At 57.4% G+C, this 16478-nt stretch carries 12 protein-coding genes and 3 pseudogenes; 8 read left to right on the top strand and 7 right to left on the bottom strand.

All coding sequences use genetic code 11. The features are described 5' to 3' along the window. Positions 1-15: 15 nt before the first annotated feature. Both EEQ99_RS02620 and trpB read left to right on the top strand, forming a co-directional pair. Positions 16-723 (top strand): SDR family NAD(P)-dependent oxidoreductase, encoded by a 708-nt coding sequence (locus EEQ99_RS02620; protein ID WP_244604751.1) that lies wholly within the window; start codon positions 16-18, stop codon positions 721-723. Between the two features lie 286 nt (positions 724-1009). Further along, positions 1010-2215 (top strand): tryptophan synthase subunit beta, encoded by a 1206-nt coding sequence (trpB, locus tag EEQ99_RS02615; RefSeq protein ID WP_097596436.1) that lies wholly within the window; start codon positions 1010-1012, stop codon positions 2213-2215. A gap of 171 nt (positions 2216-2386) precedes the next feature. Here the strand turns inward: trpB and EEQ99_RS35020 are convergent, their stop codons facing one another. From EEQ99_RS35020 to EEQ99_RS02595, 3 genes and pseudogenes are all read right to left on the bottom strand, one after another. Beyond that, on the bottom strand, positions 2387-2653 hold the full coding sequence (locus EEQ99_RS35020) for a hypothetical protein (RefSeq protein ID WP_244604750.1): 267 nt from the start codon (positions 2651-2653) through the stop codon (positions 2387-2389). 1102 nt (positions 2654-3755) lie between these two features. Further along, positions 3756-4850, bottom strand: coding sequence for a nucleotidyltransferase family protein (locus EEQ99_RS02600; protein ID WP_028759043.1), 1095 nt, complete (start codon positions 4848-4850; stop codon positions 3756-3758). A gap of 113 nt (positions 4851-4963) precedes the next feature. Then, positions 4964-5511 (bottom strand): annotated as a pseudogene (locus EEQ99_RS02595) (ISNCY family transposase); the annotation flags it as partial. Positions 5512-5632: 121 nt separating this feature from the next. Here EEQ99_RS02595 and EEQ99_RS02590 point away from each other — a divergent pair. Continuing rightward, entirely contained in the window at positions 5633-6664 is a 1032-nt protein-coding gene (locus EEQ99_RS02590; RefSeq protein WP_097596471.1) for an IS110 family RNA-guided transposase, read from the top strand. Positions 6665-6963: 299 nt separating this feature from the next. Here EEQ99_RS02590 and EEQ99_RS02585 read toward each other — a convergent pair. From EEQ99_RS02585 to EEQ99_RS02570, 4 genes and pseudogenes are all read right to left on the bottom strand, one after another. Then, a pseudogene (locus tag EEQ99_RS02585) lies at positions 6964-7458 on the bottom strand (helix-turn-helix domain-containing protein); the annotation flags it as partial. Positions 7459-7636: 178 nt separating this feature from the next. After that, complete coding sequence (locus EEQ99_RS02580; protein ID WP_127429988.1) at positions 7637-8647, bottom strand: IS30 family transposase; 1011 nt, start codon at positions 8645-8647, stop codon at positions 7637-7639. A 151-nt stretch (positions 8648-8798) separates the two neighbouring features. Continuing rightward, a pseudogene (locus EEQ99_RS35555) lies at positions 8799-8897 on the bottom strand (6-chlorohydroxyquinol-1,2-dioxygenase); the annotation flags it as partial. Positions 8898-9130: 233 nt separating this feature from the next. After that, the gene (locus tag EEQ99_RS02570; protein ID WP_127429987.1) at positions 9131-10033 is read right to left on the bottom strand and encodes a LysR family transcriptional regulator; all 903 of its coding nucleotides are present in this window, start codon (positions 10031-10033) and stop codon (positions 9131-9133) included. Between the two features lie 109 nt (positions 10034-10142). Here EEQ99_RS02570 and EEQ99_RS02565 point away from each other — a divergent pair, with 109 nt between their 5' ends. The 5 genes from EEQ99_RS02565 (at position 10143) to EEQ99_RS02545 (ending at position 15891) form a co-directional block, all read left to right on the top strand. After that, the gene (locus EEQ99_RS02565) at positions 10143-11225 is read left to right on the top strand and encodes a 4-oxalomesaconate tautomerase (protein ID WP_097623348.1); all 1083 of its coding nucleotides are present in this window, start codon (positions 10143-10145) and stop codon (positions 11223-11225) included. A gap of 47 nt (positions 11226-11272) precedes the next feature. After that, positions 11273-12274, top strand: a complete 1002-nt coding sequence (locus EEQ99_RS02560) for an ABC transporter substrate-binding protein (protein ID WP_127429986.1) — start codon at positions 11273-11275, stop codon at positions 12272-12274. 15 nt (positions 12275-12289) lie between these two features. Next, on the top strand, positions 12290-13120 hold the full coding sequence (locus EEQ99_RS02555; RefSeq protein WP_097544139.1) for an ABC transporter ATP-binding protein: 831 nt from the start codon (positions 12290-12292) through the stop codon (positions 13118-13120). Then, a complete protein-coding gene (locus tag EEQ99_RS02550; protein WP_097544138.1) occupies positions 13104-13880 on the top strand; it encodes an ABC transporter permease in 777 nt (258 codons plus the stop codon). Before EEQ99_RS02555 ends, EEQ99_RS02550 begins: the two co-directional genes overlap by 17 nt. Before the next feature lie 1060 nt (positions 13881-14940). Then, complete coding sequence (locus EEQ99_RS02545; RefSeq protein WP_097623345.1) at positions 14941-15891, top strand: GlxA family transcriptional regulator; 951 nt, start codon at positions 14941-14943, stop codon at positions 15889-15891. Positions 15892-16478 lie beyond the last annotated feature (587 nt).

Below are 16478 nucleotides of genomic sequence, written 5' to 3'. Positions count from 1 at the left end.
TCTGGAGAACACCGGATGACCGAAACGCTGATGCGATCATTAGATGCGGGGTATTCTGCCTTGGTCATTGGAGCCAGCGGAGGAATCGGAGATGCTATTTCGAGGCAGATGGAAAGGGACAACAACTGCGCCAAGATTGCCCGACTTTCTCGTCAAGAGAACGGGTTCGACCTTACGGACGAGAATTCCGTGCAGCGCGCGGCGGACATGCTCAAGTCGAATGAGTTTGATCTCATCATCTGTGCCACGGGTGCTTTGACCATTGGCGGCATGGGACCGGAGAAGTCGATACGCCAGATTTCGCAAAATGCCATGATGGCCCAGTTTGCCGTCAACGCCGTTGGACCCGCCCTCGTCGTGAAGCACTTCGTCCCGCTGCTCGCAAAAAAGAAGCGGGTAATTCTTGCCCTTCTATCGGCGCGGGTGGGATCGATCGGCGACAATGCGCTGGGAGGCTGGATTTCATATCGCTCGTCGAAGGCCGCGCTTAACCAGATCGTTCACACAGCCGCAATAGAAGTGGCCAGGGCGAACCCTCTGTCCCTGCTTGTAACCGTGCATCCCGGGACCGTCATAACTCGATTGTCCGATCCATTTTCATCGGGCCACCGGCGTTCAAAGCCTGATGAAGCCGCCAAGCGCATCTTGCGGATGCTGGACGATTTGACACCACACCATACGGGCGGCTTCTTCGCATATGATGGAACAACCATTCCTTGGTAGCCGCATTTGGTCCGACAATCTCAACGCCACGGTCCGTAGGTATTCGCGCAGCGACGCTCAAGTGACGATAATGCGCCGTGGCAAAATATCCGCAGCGTTTGCGGAAAAGCTCTCCGGTGCGTGGTCTCTGCCTCCGGTTCCTCGGCTGTAAGCATCGCTCAACATAGACACTGGACAAGGCAAGAGCCTTTATCATCCAAACGGCTTTGGCGCGGGTGTAATATATCGGCCTCCAGACCATCCGAATTTCACCAGTTCCGTATCGAACAAAGATAGGAGTTGGAAAATGCAACAGATGTCATCAAATGCGCTACCCGACGACAACGGCTTCTTCGGAAAGTTTGGAGGCCGCTTTGTCGCGGAGACGCTTATGCCGCTGCTCATGGCGGTGACCGAGGAGTGGCAAGCGGCCAAGACCGACCAATCATTCTGGGACGAGCTGGACGAGTTGTCCCGAAATTATGTTGGTAGGCCCAGTCCGCTTTATTTTGCCGAAAGATTCACCGCCAGGCTCGGCGGCGCGCGCATCTACCTGAAACGGGATGAATTGAACAATACCGGCTCACACAAGATCAACAATTGCCTCGGTCAGATCCTTATCGCCCGGCGGATGGGGAAACAGCGCATCATCGCGGAGACGGGCGCAGGTCAGCACGGTGTCGCAACCGCTACGATGGCGGCGCGGTTCGGGCTCGATTGTGTCATCTACATGGGGGCGACAGACATTGAGCGGCAGGCTCCTAACGTCTTCCGGATGAAGCTGCTTGGAGCGGAGGTGCGCGCCGTGACCTCGGGAAACGGCACTCTCAAGGATGCCATGAACGAGGCGCTTCGCGACTGGGTCTCGAACGTCGAGGATACCTACTATTTGATCGGAACGGCAGCCGGTCCCCATCCCTATCCAGAGATGGTCAGGACCTTGCAGTCGGTGATCGGCAGGGAAGCGCGTGAGCAGATAATTGGGTATGAGGGCCGCCTGCCTGACCTTCTGGTCGCAGCTATCGGTGGTGGTTCGAACGCGATCGGCCTGTTTCACCCGTTTCTCGCCGATAGTCGCGTCTCCATGATTGGCGTTGAGCCCGCCGGGAAAGGGCTCGATACATCGGAGCACTGCGCATCCTTGACCAAAGGGAAGCCCGGCGTCCTCCACGGAAACCGCACCTATCTTCTGCAGGACGGTGACGGACAGATCAACGGGGGACACACGATTTCTGCAGGCCTCGACTATCCGGGTGTAGGACCGGAGCATGCCTGGCTGAAGGAAAGCGGACGCGTGAGCTATGCGTCGGCCACGGACGCAGAAGCTCTGGAGGCGTTCCACTTCTTATCGACGGTGGAAGGCATCATTCCGGCGCTGGAGCCATCGCATGCCATTGCCGAGGTCATGAAGACAGCAAAGCTCATGGCGCCAGACAAGATCATTATCGTCAATCTCTGCGGCCGCGGCGACAAGGACATTTTCACGGTGTCCAACCTGTTGAAACGAGAGTGACAATTGCGGAGGCACCCATGTTAACAAATGCCGAGATCATGCGCTTCGTCTTCGGCCACTTGATGCTCGATAGGGTCCTTGAGTGCGGGAGGCCGTCAGTCTTCGTAGGCGGCCTTCCGCGATATAATGGCCGATCAGCATTCGCTCGACATTGAAGGAATGACCGCCCCATCACTGGTGGTCTAACCTGCGAGGATAATTTTCATCCCCGGATTTCGACACCTCTTCAAGTGCATAACCGATCGCCATCAATCCGGAGCTCGGCACGACATAACTCTCGGACAACTTGGACTGAAGCTCGATATCGAACCGGTCGTGGTGACTGCGTGGTATGGCCTTGAACATCTTTTTGGTCTCAGCGGCAAACATCGCAAACTCTGCGGTACAGTCGTCGCAAAGGTCGTCCAGCGCCGGATCAAGTTTCGTCTTGAGTTCCATGAACCTCATTTCGTCCCGCACGAACCAACGAGGCCGACGCAACCGCTGGCCTTTCACGCCACGAGCGCTCTCCAACCATCGAGAGCGCCGGTCGGCCGGTATTGCAGACTGCGGCCACGTCGGTGCGGCGCCACCCTCCCCGACGGACCGGCAATCGTTAACGCGCACAACAAAATCGCAATTGTCGACGATCGCAGCTTCGCAGCAACCGAAAGATCCGTTTCCAACTTGGATACTTTCGCGGCATGCGGCCCTGTTTTGAATAAGCAATATTACGGGCGGCTGGTCAAAGCAGATCAAAACGCCGGTACACGAGAAAACGAAAAGCTTTTGATCCAAAGCTTCGAATCCACGTAGTCACTACAACATATTTTGATCATCGCCAGCCCTTGATCGCATTGAGGAGGCAATGTGGAGGATACAAACGCTGAGACCGAGACTTCGCAATGAGATGGAGGACGCAGATGAACGCTATGCAGAAAATCGTCATAATATCGATAACTTCTATTATCTTCTCGGCATGCTCGACCTACAACGGATCTAGCGCGATATCTGTTGCATCTCACAGTAATTCTCCTGCTAAAAAATTCTCGGAAAGACAAGGATGCGGCATTAAACCAAATATTGAGGGAATGATGCGTACATTATGTTACTAGTAGGATACATTGACAGAATACGCGTGCATCTCGCTTAAGCTTTACAGGCTTCAGCCATCCAATAGCTTAATCGAATTTTCTATCTTAGGCCTCTCTATCCGAAGCCTCATGAGGTTTGCGAGCCAAAATGCGTCAATTCTGGATGGCCGGCGCGGTTGGCGGTTCATGGGGAGATTTTTTGGGCCAATTGGGGACAGAATCAATCTGCTTCGGGCCGGCAGCCGCCAACAAAATGTCCTGCTCTTGAAGGGATCGGGACCAACGGCCCGTTTTTCAGAACTAATATCAATGAAGACTCCACGCCTACAATGCTTCTCCGCGGCCGCGCCTGGGATGACTGGAGGTCATCCATGCCGCCTTCAAGTGGCTTTCCACGACATCATCATGGCCGGAGATGGGTAGAGTTTCACGGTGCCGTTTGCTTGGCTTTCGAAGCGGAAGACAGGCTACTCTCCAAACGGAAGTTCAATTTCTTCGCGGTTTCTTTTTGCCCCCTCCATTAGCACCGTGTTGAGCCGCTCGGCATCTTGTGCCGGCAGCATTCCCGCCCCGGTTCGAATACCTTCTTGCCACGCAGGCCCGCGCTCCCATGCTTCGTTGTAGACGAGCGCCAAGTCGGCAGATCGCCTTGTCTGCTGCAGGGCTTCAACGAGCAGCGCAGCTTGATGAACATCCTTCTCTCGCTTCGCCGGCCCCTGCCCGTCAGTGTGTCGGCGGCTGGCGACTATGAGCTTATGGACCGCATACCGGGACGGATCAGGGACGACGACTGGGACACCGCTTCGGTGGAGCAGCATTGTCCTGACGGGCTCCCTTATGAGGAAGTCGAGAAAGCGTAGTGGATCCGCGCCGGCGCCACCAAGGGCAGGCATCTTCGCCGGCTGGTCGATGTAATCATCCGAACCACGGTTCGACGTCAGGAATTCAACCCTGTAGCCGTCGGCATTCTGAAACGCCGACGAGGCCGCGGATCCGGATCGGTGTGGAACTGGCCGGAAGCTGGCGTCGACGCCCTGCAGCAGCTCAACGATCGGAGGCAGACTGTCTTCAACCTCCCGACTGATGGCATAGTCCTGGGCGATATCCGCATCGCCGGTCAGGATCGCAGCCATGGGAAGGCGGACGCCCAGCAGTCCTGAGTAGCATTGAAAGGCCACCGTGCCGATGAGAACACCCCGGAGCCGAAAGAGACCGCCATCGGCAAGAGCCTCGACGATGTCGCCCGACATGGCGTCAGGGGCGATCATCCCGCCTTCGCGGGTCAGGCTATTTACCAAGCGCCTTCGAGCGCGTAGATCGTCCTTGTCCCGCTTATGATCAGCTACGCGTTGCGCGATATCGGGATCATCAGCAGAACCGACGTAACGCCGTTTGGTACCACCATGTCCATCTGGGATGTCGAAGTACCAGTACTTGCGCCCCTTGATGTTTGCCGGGGTGAACCGACCCTCAGGAGGGAAATCGGCCGTCCAAGCGGCGTCGAGCGAGCGCTGACCCAGCTCGGCGAGCATGGTCTGATACATGAGGTCGATGGACTTCATAAGCTCGACTCCGGTGTTATACTGTTCTTCAAAAACAGTATAACGGTCGAGAGGGTAGGTCACAAGATAGGATGCTAGCTTTCGCCTTGAAGGGAGTCAAACCGGCGGCGCCTCACGTTGTCGTAGCGTAGCGTCAGGGATTGCGACAGCGTGCGAGCTTCTTTCCTACACATGGATCCAGGTTCTCATGATCGGCCAGCGGCCGGTGCATATCCTTAGGATTACGCGGCTGCTTGCCGAACCGGGAATTGAAATCTGCCATGAATTCCGGCGCATAAGCGTTGGCTGCCTCAATCGTATCGATGCCGCGAAGCCGCAACTCCTTGACCAGCCGATCCTGCAGCGTCTGGTTGGCGCGCTCCACACGGCCTTTGGCTTGCGGGGTGTTGGCGCAGATAATGTCGATGTTCAGCTCATAAAGCGCCCGACCGAACTGTGTCAGGCCGCTCGTCCGGTCTTTCTCAGAAGCATGCGTACTGCGGAAAACGCCATGCTTGTCGCTGTAGAACGCCAGCGGCTTGCCCCATTGCTGCAGATAGGCCTTGGTCGCGTGCAGATAGTCGAATGTATTCTCCGATCCGGCAAACCGTAGATGTAGCAGCTTGCCGGTGGCGTCATCGATATAGTCGAGTAGGGCGCATTTGGGGCCGCGGTTCTCGAACATGGAGTAATCGCGGCGCGATCGTCTGCGGCTTTTGGTCTGGCGAGGGTGGTTGCCCCCGATAAGATGGAAAAACGGGCTCTCGATTGGAACCGGGCCCAAACATCGGATGGAGGCAACCATGAACCAATATATTGGCCTTGATGTTTCATTGAAAGATACGGCAATTTCGATCCGCGAAGACGGGAAGCGGATCTGGCGGGGGAAATGTCCTTCGGATCCAAAACTTCTGGCGGAGATGATCCGCAAGCATGCCCCTTACGCTCGGCGCGTCGTATTCGAGACGGGACCGTTGTCGACGTGGTTCTATCACGTGCTGACGAGCGAGGGAGTGCCGGCGATCTGTATAGAAGCGCGGCACGCGCAAAAGGTATTGAACGAGACGCTCAACAAAACCGATGCCAATGATGCGGATGGTTTAGCTCAACTCGCTGAAGCCGGTTTTTACAAAGCGGTTCGCGTCAAGTCGTTTGACGCTATGATGACCCGCTCATTGGTGGCTGCCCGCGAACAACTCCTGTACATCTCAACGCAACTCGGCAATCAAATCCGCGGCCTGATGAAGACCTTCGGTCTGATCATCCCGAAAGCGAAGGGTCGAGTGTTTGATGGCGATGTGCGGAAGCTTTTGGACGGGAACAACGAGCTTGCGAAGATCATCTTGCCTCTTTTGGACGCGTGGCACGATATCCGCAAGCGCGCCGCCGATCTTGGTCGCCAGTTGCTTATAGTGGCCCGTCAAAGCGAAGCCACGAAGCTATTGATGACAATCCCGGGAATCGGCGCAGTCACAGCGGTGTCCTACGTTACGGCAATTGAAAATCCAGAAAACTTTCGAACGTCACGCTCGGTCGGCGCCTGGCTTGGGCTGACAACGCGACGTTATCAGTCAGGTGAGGTCGACTATGACGCCCATATCTCGCGAAGGGGGGACAATCGTTTACGTGGGCTGCTTTATGAAGCGGCGACAGTGCTTTTGACGAGAACCAGCGCCAGGGCCGAGAGCAGTCTCAAGAGCTGGGGACTTAAGCTGCGCGAGCGACTTGGCTTCAAGCGCGCCGCCGTGGCGGTTGCCCGAAAGCTTGCGGTCATCATGCACAGCATGCTCAGAACAGGAGAAGTGTTCAACGCATCGGCTGGTGCCGCTGTATAGGCGATGCGCTCAGCCTTCATCCCTCAGCGCGTCATCTAACTAGAGGCGCTGAGCGTCCCTGCTGCGGACGTGGGCAGGATCATTCCGCTTCTAGTGGCTGCAGCTCGTTGAGACTGCGCCTCGAACATTAGGAAGATCCCACCTGCGAAGACCATTGTGCGGCGACATCTGTCGACCGCGGAGACAACCCTGCGCCCAGCAATGGACAGCTCTGCCGGTACGGCCGATGAGGGCAGATCCATCCAAACAGTCTAGCCGTCTTTCCCATCCCGCAAGACGGCAACGTCGAGGAATGCTCAAATCAGCTTGACGGATGGAATGCGATTAGACAACCACCAGTGATGCGAGCCATCGATCTGCACGAGCTCACCAAAGCAATCGCGCCGGCCACGCGGCTGGAAAACCCGCTTCTTACGCTCGCGTCGCGAGACCCATATGCCGGCCTCTGTCATCCATTGTCGTAACGTCTCCTTGGCGAGCGAGATGTGATGCAGTTCGATCAACTTCTCGCGCGCCAGCGTCGGGCCAAAATCGAGATAGCGTTCGCGGATCAGGTCTAGCGCCGCATTGCGAAACTCCTCGCTGTGGCGCCGATTGCTTGGCCGTGATCGCTTCTTCGAAACCAACCCGGCTGCACCGGAACGGTCATAGGCCTGCAGCAGCCTGTGCACCTGACTTCGGCTGAGCCCAAGCAGCTCAGCGGCCTGGACCACGCTCAGGCGCTGATCACGGATCTTTTGAATAACTTCGAGGCGATGCAATTCTTTCTGCGACATGGTGATCAAACAGGACATGACGACTCCGACCGCTCATGGTCTCGACCAGGCTGAAGGTCGTCATCCTTGCTCCCAACGTTGGCATTGACCAGCGCATCGAGAGGCGAGACTGTCGCATCTCTAACTGGCCCAACTGTCGCATTACTAAATAGCCCTGTGAGTTCATGGCGAACCGCGACTTGCGGAGCACTTCAAGCTATCCGGCATGTCTCATCTGGGCGAGCAATTTCTTTCGAAAGACCTCTGCCGGTGTTCGGTAGCCGAGGCATTTCCGCGGTGTTGAGTTCAGCCGGTTGCAGACCGCAGGAAGGTCTGCGTCCGTCACCGACAAGGGATCGACCTCTCTCGAAAGCCATTTGCGAACTCGCCCATTGGTGTTTTCGACGGTGCCTTTCTGCCAAGGCGATTGCGGATCGCAGAACCAGGTCTGGGTGCCGATGTTTGCTTGCAGATACGGCCAGTCGGTGAACTCGGTGCCGCGATCGAATGTGATCGAGCGGCGGGCAAGATGGGGCAGGGATTGCAGCGCGCGGATCAGCCCGTCCATGACAGGCCGGGATTGCCGATCGTTGTTGCGAAGGAAGATCGCAAAGCGGCTGACCCGTTCGACGAGCGATGTCACGTTGGCCTTGCCGAATTTCTTGCGGAACTGGATCAGGTCGCATTCCCAGTGCCCGAACTGCTTGCGATCGGCAACGACGTCCGGGCGGCGCAGGATGTTCAATTCCGGGCTGAAGCGCTGACCGTGTCGACGTCGAGCATGCCGCGGCCGGCGCCTGGCCCGGTGTTCCGGCAGGTGCCGCCACAGCTTGATCGCATGACCGTCCGAGGAATAGGCGAACTTATAGATCGTCTCATGGCTGACGGAGATCGGATGGCGCTCAAGCTGCAATCGGCCAGCGATCTGTTGTGGCGACCAGCCATGCATGATGCGCTCGATCACCGATTGGCGCAGCTGCGAGAACCGGGCAAGTTTGCGCAGCTTGGTACGCCGTTCTCGCGCCATGTCATGGGCCGTCACGCAGTAATAGCCGTTGAGATCCGGTATCAGCTTGTCGACGAACGTGTTGCGCTTGAGCTCACGAAAGATCGTTGAGCGATGTCGGTGCAGCTTCTCGGCGATCACGTCAACGCTGATGCCGGCCGTCCGCCAGCGAGCGATCTTGCGGCGTTCATCCAGGTCGATATGGGAGTAGGTGTGTCTCATTGCGCTTTCCTTGCGAGCGATAACCGATTGGCATCTTTCGCAAGTCGCACTTCATCCTTGAACCCACCCCCCTACAGTGATTTACGACATAATCCGCTATTATGGAACACCTTCGACCGTCTCGGGAGCAAGCTGCGCCTTTTCGCCCATAGAGCGCACCCAGCAGCTTGCCAACGGGTCCATCGTCTGCGATCGGGTAGTACTTTGGCTTCACCGCTCGAAACCAATAGCGGCCGTCGGCGCCGGTCCGGCCCTTCGCCGCCAGATAGGTGGCGAGGCGACGGTCAGCACCCGCGTTTCCAGCCACAAGCGTAATGACATGGTGGAGTCCGGCTGTACCCGAAGGCACCTAGCAGCCCAGCGAAGGCACCAGAAACTAGAGGGTGCTCGTCCGCTATGGCGATCTTTTTGAGCTGGCAACCGCATACACGAGCATTTGACTCAAAAGTAGTCGGGTAACCATCCCGGATTCCTTTCAGTTGCTCAGTTTCCTTCGGCCCACGTCCCAATCAACATTGTCATGAAGCGCTCGGCCGCGGGCGAAAGCGTCCCACCGCGACGACGCACAATGCCGATCGTTCGTGAGATTTGAGGATTGCCAATAGGTCTCGTGACGAGGAACGGGTGCTCTTCCTGTGGTGTGGCGAGTTTAGGCAGAACCGAAATTCCAAGCCCCGCTTCCACCAAACCAAGCGATGTCGAAAGATGTGTGACTTCATAGGACCAGCGCAGTTTCAGGTTCGACTTCGCCAGCGCGGCGTCAAGAAGCGTACGGTTGCCGCTGGACCGGTGAACTGTGATCAGTTGATAGGGCGCCAGATCGTCCCATTCGAGTTCGCTCTTCGCTGCCAGCGGATGATCCTTGCGTGCCGCCAGCACGAATGGATCTTCGATGAGCCTCTCGAAGATGAGGTCGGGATCTGAAAAGCCCATGATATTAATGCCGAACTCGACTTCCCCACGGGCGACTGCCTGCAGTCCGTCGGTGGCCGGGAGATCGAGAATGCGAAAACGAATGTTCGGATACTCGGCGCTGAATTGCTTGATGACGGTCGGCAAAAAATAGAAAGCAGCCGTCGGCAGACATGCGATTGTCACGAGGCCGCTGCGCTGAGATCCGACATCGCGCACCGCAAACAGCGACGTGTCGAACTCCTCAAGCATTCGTCGCACCAAAGGTATCAGTTCCGCGCCAAGGGCGGTTGTCGAGACATGACGCGTGGTGCGCTCGAGCAAAGGCGCCCCGATTGCCAGCTCGAGCTTCTGAATTCGACGACTGAGCGCCGGCTGGGACAGATTGAGCGCTTCGGCAGAGCGGTGGAAGTTTTCCAGTTCGACGACCGACAGAAACGCGCGCAGATCCAGTATCTCGCAATTGATGCTCATAACGCATCATTCCCTCTGATATTCGCATTTCCCATATCAATCATTTTGCCGCTTACTGCAACAAAGAAGCTGATTGATATATAAATCACATCAGTATGCGGGTACAACCATGAACGACCTGATTTCCATTCCCTGCGTTCTGATGCGAGGCGGCACCTCCAAAGGACCGTTCTTTCTCGCATCCGATCTTCCATCGGATTCGCGGCAACGCGATCAGATCCTGCTTTCAGTCATGGGTTCGGGTCACCCTCTGCAGATTGACGGTATTGGCGGCGGCAACCCCGTCACCAGCAAGGTTGCCATCGTCGGCCCGTCAACTGTGTCCGATGCTGATGTCGATTATCTGTTCGCCCAAGTCCGCATCGATCAGCAGTTCGTGGATATCTCGCCCAACTGTGGAAACATGCTTGCGGCCGTCGGGCCGTTCGCGATCGAGGCCGGACTGGTCAAGGCGGCGACGGGCGTAACCCGCGTGCGCATTCACAACGTCAATACCGGCAAACTCATCGAAGCGGAGGTTCCGACCCCCGATGCCCGCGTTGCCTACATGGGAGATGCCTCGATCGACGGCGTGCCGGGCAATGCGGCACCGATCGCGCTGACCTTCATGGATGCGGCCGGGGCACGCACAGGCAAACTTTTCCCGACCGGCAACCCGTGCGACACGATTGATGGCATCGATGTGACCTGCATCGATTGCGCCATGCCGATGATGCTGCTCGAAGCCGCCGCCCTCCGTGTGACGGGAAACGAACCTGCAGCCGAGCTTAACGCCAACGGCGCAATGCTGCACCGACTCGAAACGCTACGGCTTGAGGCTGGCCGTCGTATGGGCATGGGCGATGTCAGCAACCAGGTCACGCCCAAACCGGTGTTGATCTCCACTCCCAACAAGGGCGGAGATCTCGGCGTGCGCTATTTCATGCCGCACCAATGCCACCCGTCTCTTGCAACAACCGGCGCGGTTGGGATTGCCACGGCCTGCATCAGCGACGGAACCGTCGCTGCGCAACTGATCGGCAATCGCAAGCCGCCGGTCATCCTCGTTCTCGAACATCCAAGCGGTCGTTTGGAAGTAAAACTGGATACCCGCGACGGCAAGACAGTTGCCGGAATCCTGCGGACGGCCCGACGCCTCTTCGAGGGCCGGGTCTTTGCAAAACCTATCGCGCAAGTGGTTTGCGCTGCATAATCGGAAGTGGTTGCCGGGAGGGCGCCACGCATCAGGGAGGAATACACATGCGCAAACTTATACTCGCCCTTGCGGCAACGGTCGCTTTTGCCGGTTCGGCTTTTGCGGAACCTGTGCGCATCAGCGTCGGGTCCTACAACCTCAACAACCTGCCCTTCCCGGTCGCAGCTGGCCTAGGTCTTTACGAGAAGGAAGGTCTTGAGGTGACCGTCGAAAACTTCGCATCTGGCGGCTCCAAGACGCTGCAGGCGCTTGTTGCCGGCTCCACGGATATCGCTGTCGGCTTCTACGACCATACGATCCAGATGCAGTCGCAGAACAAGGCGGTGGTCGGCTTTGTCCAGCTTGCGCGCAATTCTGGCCTGGTTCTGGCCGGCGGGAAAAACTCATCCTTCGATCCGACCAAGCCGGAAACGATCAAGGGCGCGAAGATCGGCATCACCGCACCGGGATCATCTTCCGACTTCTTCGTGCGCTACTACCTGCAGCGCAACAATCTTTCGGCCGACGACATCTCGCTGATCGGCGTCGGTTCCGGCGCGGCCGCAGTCGCGGCCCTCGAGCAAGGTAAAGTGGATCTTCTGGTCAACTACGATCCCGCCGCGACCTTTATCGAGGCAAAGGGTGTCGGCAAGATTTTGATCGACGCCCGCAGCGACGAGGGAGCCAAGGAGATCTATGGCGGAATTTATCCGACCGCCGTCCTCTATGCGACAGAGGCCTATATCGATGAGAACCCGGAAACCATCCAGAAGGTCACGAACGCGACCGTCAAGGCACTGGCATGGATGAACACACATAGCGCGGAAGAGATTGTCGAAAAACTGCCGGAAGAATTCATCTCCGGCGACCGGGACACCTATGTGAAGGCCGTCCAGAATGCCAAGCCGATTTTCTCGGTGGACGGCAAGTTCAGCGAGACCGACACGCAGACGCCGTTGGCCGTCCTCAAGAGCTTCAACGAAAAGGTTGCTGCCGCAACAATCGATCTTTCCAAAACCTACACGAACGCTTTCGTGGACAAGGTAACGGATAAGACCACCAATTGATCCTAGGAGGAGGCCATGTCTTTGGCTGTCGTAAACCCCATGCCTATCCCGACGGGACAGCAAAATGCAAAGTCGATGGTATCGATCGACGCCGTGACAATGTCATTTGGTTCCTATGTCGCGGTGCAGGACGTCAACCTCACGGTTGCCGATGGCGAGTTTCTCGCCATCGTCGGCCCGACCGGTTGCGGCAAGAGCACTATTTTGAACGCGATCGCAGGTCTTCTGAAACCCGCGAGCGGTACGGTGACGATCGACGGCACGCCGGTAAAGGGCGTGCAGAATGACATTGGCTATCTCTTCCAGCAGGACGCGCTGCTTCCGTGGAAGACATCCATCGAGAATGTCGAGCTCGGCCTGATGTTCAGGGGTGTTGGAGCCACTGAGCGCCGTGAGCGTTCGATGAGCTGGCTTGCCAAGGTCGGGCTGAAGGGGTTCGAACACCGCTATCCGCACCAACTCTCCGGCGGCCAGCGTAAACGTGTCCAGATGGCGCAGGCCCTCATTGCCGGTCCGAAGGTGATCCTGATGGACGAGCCCTTCTCCGCGCTCGACATCCACACGCGGCACCTTATGCAGAATGAACTGCTGCGCCTTTGGCAGGAAGAACGCCGCGCCGTGGTCATGATTACGCACGACCTTGAAGAGGCCATCGCGCTGGGAGACCGCGTCGCCATTCTGGCCGCCGGCCCTCGATCGCGGGTCATCGAAAGTTTCCCGGTCGATCTCGAGCGGCCACGGGATGTGGCAGAGATCAAACTCGATCCACGCTTTATGGATCTGTATCGCAATATCTGGGCTTCCCTACGTGGCGAAGTGGAGAAAAGCTATGAACGTCGGGACTGAACGCACTATCCAGCTCGGTATGCTGGTTTTTATCCTCGGTGGCTGGCAGCTCGGCGTGACCGCCGGCTTCATTGATGTCTTCTTTTTCCCGGCGCCACTCGATATCTTCAATCAGATTGTCAGCTGGATCGTTGACCCGGGCTTTTACAAGCACGTCTCGATAACCCTGACGGAAACAGTGCTCGGTTACATCATTGGCACGGGCCTTGGTGTCGCCGCTGGTGTATGGCTCGGTCTCAGCCGGAGCGCCGCCCGGATCCTCGACCCGTTCATCAAGGGGCTCAACGCCGTTCCGCGCGTGGTGCTTGCCCCGATTTTCGTTCTTTGGCTCGGGCTCGGCCTTTGGTCGAAGGTGGCGCTTGCCGTAACACTTGTTTTCTTCATTACCTTCTTCAACGCCATGCAGGGCGTCCGCGAAGTCAACCCGGTGGTCCTCGCGAATGCAAGGATCCTCGGAGCCAAACCTTCCGATCTATTGCGGCATGTCTATTTCCCCGCAGCAGCAAGCTGGATCCTGTCGTCGCTTCGTACCTCCGTCGGTTTCGCGGTCGTCGGCGCCATCATTGGCGAGTATCTTGGCTCCTCTGCAGGACTGGGCTACCTGATCGCGCAGGCGGAAGGCAACTTCGACGCGGTGGGGGTGTTTGCCGGCATCATCATCCTGGCCATGTTCGTGCTCATCATCGATCGAATTCTCGATGTTCTGGAAGGCCGGCTCATCAAGTGGAGACCGAACGCCGCAGAAGAGAGAGCGGCGTAACAAATCGAATTAGTTTGCATGTGAGTTCTGATTGGGGGTGCCGCCATCGGCACTCCGTTCTTTTTGGCCTTGTGTTAGAAAGTACCGCCAGCTCCCGATTGATATGCTGGCTCAAAGTTGGAATCGTGGGCGTATTAAGCAGCCATTGGTTAACACCTCAATTGGATTGGCTTCCAAAAACGCGTTGACCACGTGGCATGCCTTATGATGCCCGCTTGTCCTGTGGTGACCTTGTCCGTCGGGATAAGCTTGAGTTCGGCGACAAGCGCATCGCGATACGGGACGATCTGCGTGATTGCCTTGCAGACGCAATACCAGCGCCAGATGCGTTGACGGCGAGTAGTGTACGATACCAGCTTGCGAAGTGCTGAAAGCTGAGTGTTCTACCATTATGTCAGGCTCATAACTGGACGAAGCGGCGGCGTATGTACAGCGGAACGGAAACATACCTCGGCACATTTGCGGAGAAGTATTTTGCGGCATTGCAATAGCTGATAACGCACTGCAATATAACTGTTACAAATCTGTGCAGTTGGGGTGCCGTGTGATGAGGATTTGCATCTATAAGTCGGAAAGAGCCCCTGAGCTTACCCTCTTGCTGCGAGAGGGCCTGCCTCTACCGCTCGATACCAAGATAGACAAATGGACCAAAATCAAGGTCGTCACCGACAGGGAAATGAGAGCAGACCTTTTGAATCAAGTTGGCGGCGCGGGGTACGCGTTAGTTCGGCTTGCCGCGATTAGGCAACATTAGGCAATAGCACTGCCTTGTTGCCGCGTTATCACGACACTGCCATCGCATCGCGAGGCTTTGTCTGCTGGAAACACGCACCCAGGCGCTCGTGCGCGGACCGGCCGCCACATTGCCCACCTCGGACTGAAAGTTGCCTGGTGAATTGCCGCTCCAGAGCCAATACGAACCGTTGCTCGGCTCAACTATTAAAAATCTACTCTTTAGTAGCCACAATATGGTCGTTGCTCGATATCAACACCGACCCGGTCGTGTTGATTGACGTAAATGACTTGGCTATCGTCATTTTGCCATGTGGAAAGGAATTCTATGCGACGGATTGGCCTGATCCTTGAAGACGGGTTTCAGCTTATGGGGCTGGCGGCCCTTGCTGCCTTCGAACTCGCTAATGCCGAACTCGGCGAAGAAGGTTATCAGTTGACCGTCTTATCGGAACACGGCGGCACTGTCAGGTCTTCGATGAACACGGGCATCGAGACCGTGGCGCTGGGCGTCATGCCCGACACGCTGATGGTGGCGGGCGAACTCGTTCCCTCTCCCATCTCCTCAGGGCTGCGTGGCTATCTGGCGCGCGCCGGCAAGGAGGCACGCAGGGTTGCCGGCGTCTGCACCGGTGCTTTCGTGCTGGCTGAGGCCGGTCTGCTGGACGGCCGCACCGCCACCACCCACTGGGCGCATGCACCCAACCTCAGATTCCGATTTCCTAAAGTTACCGTAGACGAGGACCGAATTTTCATCCGCGACGGCAATATCTGGACCTCAGCCGGAATGTCCTCGGCCATCGACCTGACGCTGGCGCTGATCGAGGACGATCATGGATCGACCCTTTCGCGAGCGATTGCCCGCAAACTCGTCGTCTATCATCGGCGCCCCGGCGGCCAATCTCAATTCTCGGCGCTTCTGGAACTGGAGCCACGATCCGACCGGGTGCAGCGTGCCCTGACCTATGCCCGGGAGAACTTGCGCAATCCTCTCTCGGTCGAGGAACTTGCAGAAGCAGCCAGCCTGTCGCCCCGTCAGTTCAGCCGGATTTTCCGTGAGGAAACCGGTCAGTCACCGGCCAAGGCCGTCGAGATGCTGCGCCTGGAAGCTGCGCGCGTTATGCTTGAAGAGGGCCGGCATCCGATGGACATCGTGGCCCGTGATACCGGCTTTGCCGACCGCGACCGCATGCGCCGTGCCTTCCTGCGCAGCTACGGGCAGCCGCCCGCCAGCCTGAAGCGCAGCCTCAAACTGATGGAAGACAGCGCGGCGGCATGACCGGATTTGCCGTTCTCCGCCGATCGACGAGTCATCCACTTTGATAGCGCAGGCGTGGGCCGATCCGAAGGGCGCGCCCCCGAAACGATTGCCGGAATAGCAGCTGTCGCGACTGAGGTAATCGTCCGGCTTGTCGCTTCAGCATCAGGTCATGACACGCGGGGTCAACGACGCGACGAATTTTTATCCGGCTGGGGTGTTCTGTGGCAAGGCGTCGATTGCAAGGATTGCGGCGCATGCCCGTCCAGGACGACCGTGGTTAACCACAGAAGCTCTCCTCACCCAGAGCAATCTGCACTTGGCAGCGCGTTCTTTCCCAAGGCGAAGGATCCGCGCATGCCGATCCTGGTCGCCAGGCGCCCATGACGTGATGCCTCTCCTTCGTTCACTCACAGCAGGCGCCGGACGCCAGGCTGATCCTCTATCCTGATGCGGGTCACGCATTCCTGTTTCAGGAGATCGAGGATTTTGCCGTAAAGATCTATCTCTCCTCGCCTGAGGCCGCAACGTCACAGCCGTTCTAGGCAATACCCGGCCCCGTGCCGGGCTTTTATGTCGTCAAAAGGCCCATGTCCTGATTTGCCGTT

This window comes from Rhizobium anhuiense, from assembly GCF_003985145.1.
Taxonomy (GTDB): Bacteria; Pseudomonadota; Alphaproteobacteria; order Rhizobiales; family Rhizobiaceae; genus Rhizobium; species Rhizobium anhuiense.
The sequence above is the reverse complement of the archived record's forward strand: the minus strand, read 5'-3'. Positions and strand labels throughout refer to the sequence as shown.

What these genes read in the sequence shown, in the direction of transcription:
- EEQ99_RS02570 (WP_127429987.1), bottom strand. Translation starts at nt 10,033, where the DNA reads ATGAGCATCAATTGCGAGATACTGGATCTGCGCGCGTTTCTGTCGGTC.
- EEQ99_RS02555 (WP_097544139.1), top strand. Translation starts at nt 12,290, where the DNA reads ATGTCTTTGGCTGTCGTAAACCCCATGCCTATCCCGACGGGACAGCAA.
- EEQ99_RS02620 (WP_244604751.1), top strand. Translation starts at nt 16, where the DNA reads ATGACCGAAACGCTGATGCGATCATTAGATGCGGGGTATTCTGCCTTG.
- EEQ99_RS02550 (WP_097544138.1), top strand. Translation starts at nt 13,104, where the DNA reads ATGAACGTCGGGACTGAACGCACTATCCAGCTCGGTATGCTGGTTTTT.
- EEQ99_RS02565 (WP_097623348.1), top strand. Translation starts at nt 10,143, where the DNA reads ATGAACGACCTGATTTCCATTCCCTGCGTTCTGATGCGAGGCGGCACC.
- EEQ99_RS02580 (WP_127429988.1), bottom strand. Translation starts at nt 8,647, where the DNA reads ATGAGACACACCTACTCCCATATCGACCTGGATGAACGCCGCAAGATC.
- EEQ99_RS02590 (WP_097596471.1), top strand. Translation starts at nt 5,633, where the DNA reads ATGAACCAATATATTGGCCTTGATGTTTCATTGAAAGATACGGCAATT.
- EEQ99_RS02600 (WP_028759043.1), bottom strand. Translation starts at nt 4,850, where the DNA reads ATGAAGTCCATCGACCTCATGTATCAGACCATGCTCGCCGAGCTGGGT.
- EEQ99_RS35020 (WP_244604750.1), bottom strand. Translation starts at nt 2,653, where the DNA reads ATGGAACTCAAGACGAAACTTGATCCGGCGCTGGACGACCTTTGCGAC.
- EEQ99_RS02560 (WP_127429986.1), top strand. Translation starts at nt 11,273, where the DNA reads ATGCGCAAACTTATACTCGCCCTTGCGGCAACGGTCGCTTTTGCCGGT.
- EEQ99_RS02545 (WP_097623345.1), top strand. Translation starts at nt 14,941, where the DNA reads ATGCGACGGATTGGCCTGATCCTTGAAGACGGGTTTCAGCTTATGGGG.
- trpB (WP_097596436.1), top strand. Translation starts at nt 1,010, where the DNA reads ATGCAACAGATGTCATCAAATGCGCTACCCGACGACAACGGCTTCTTC.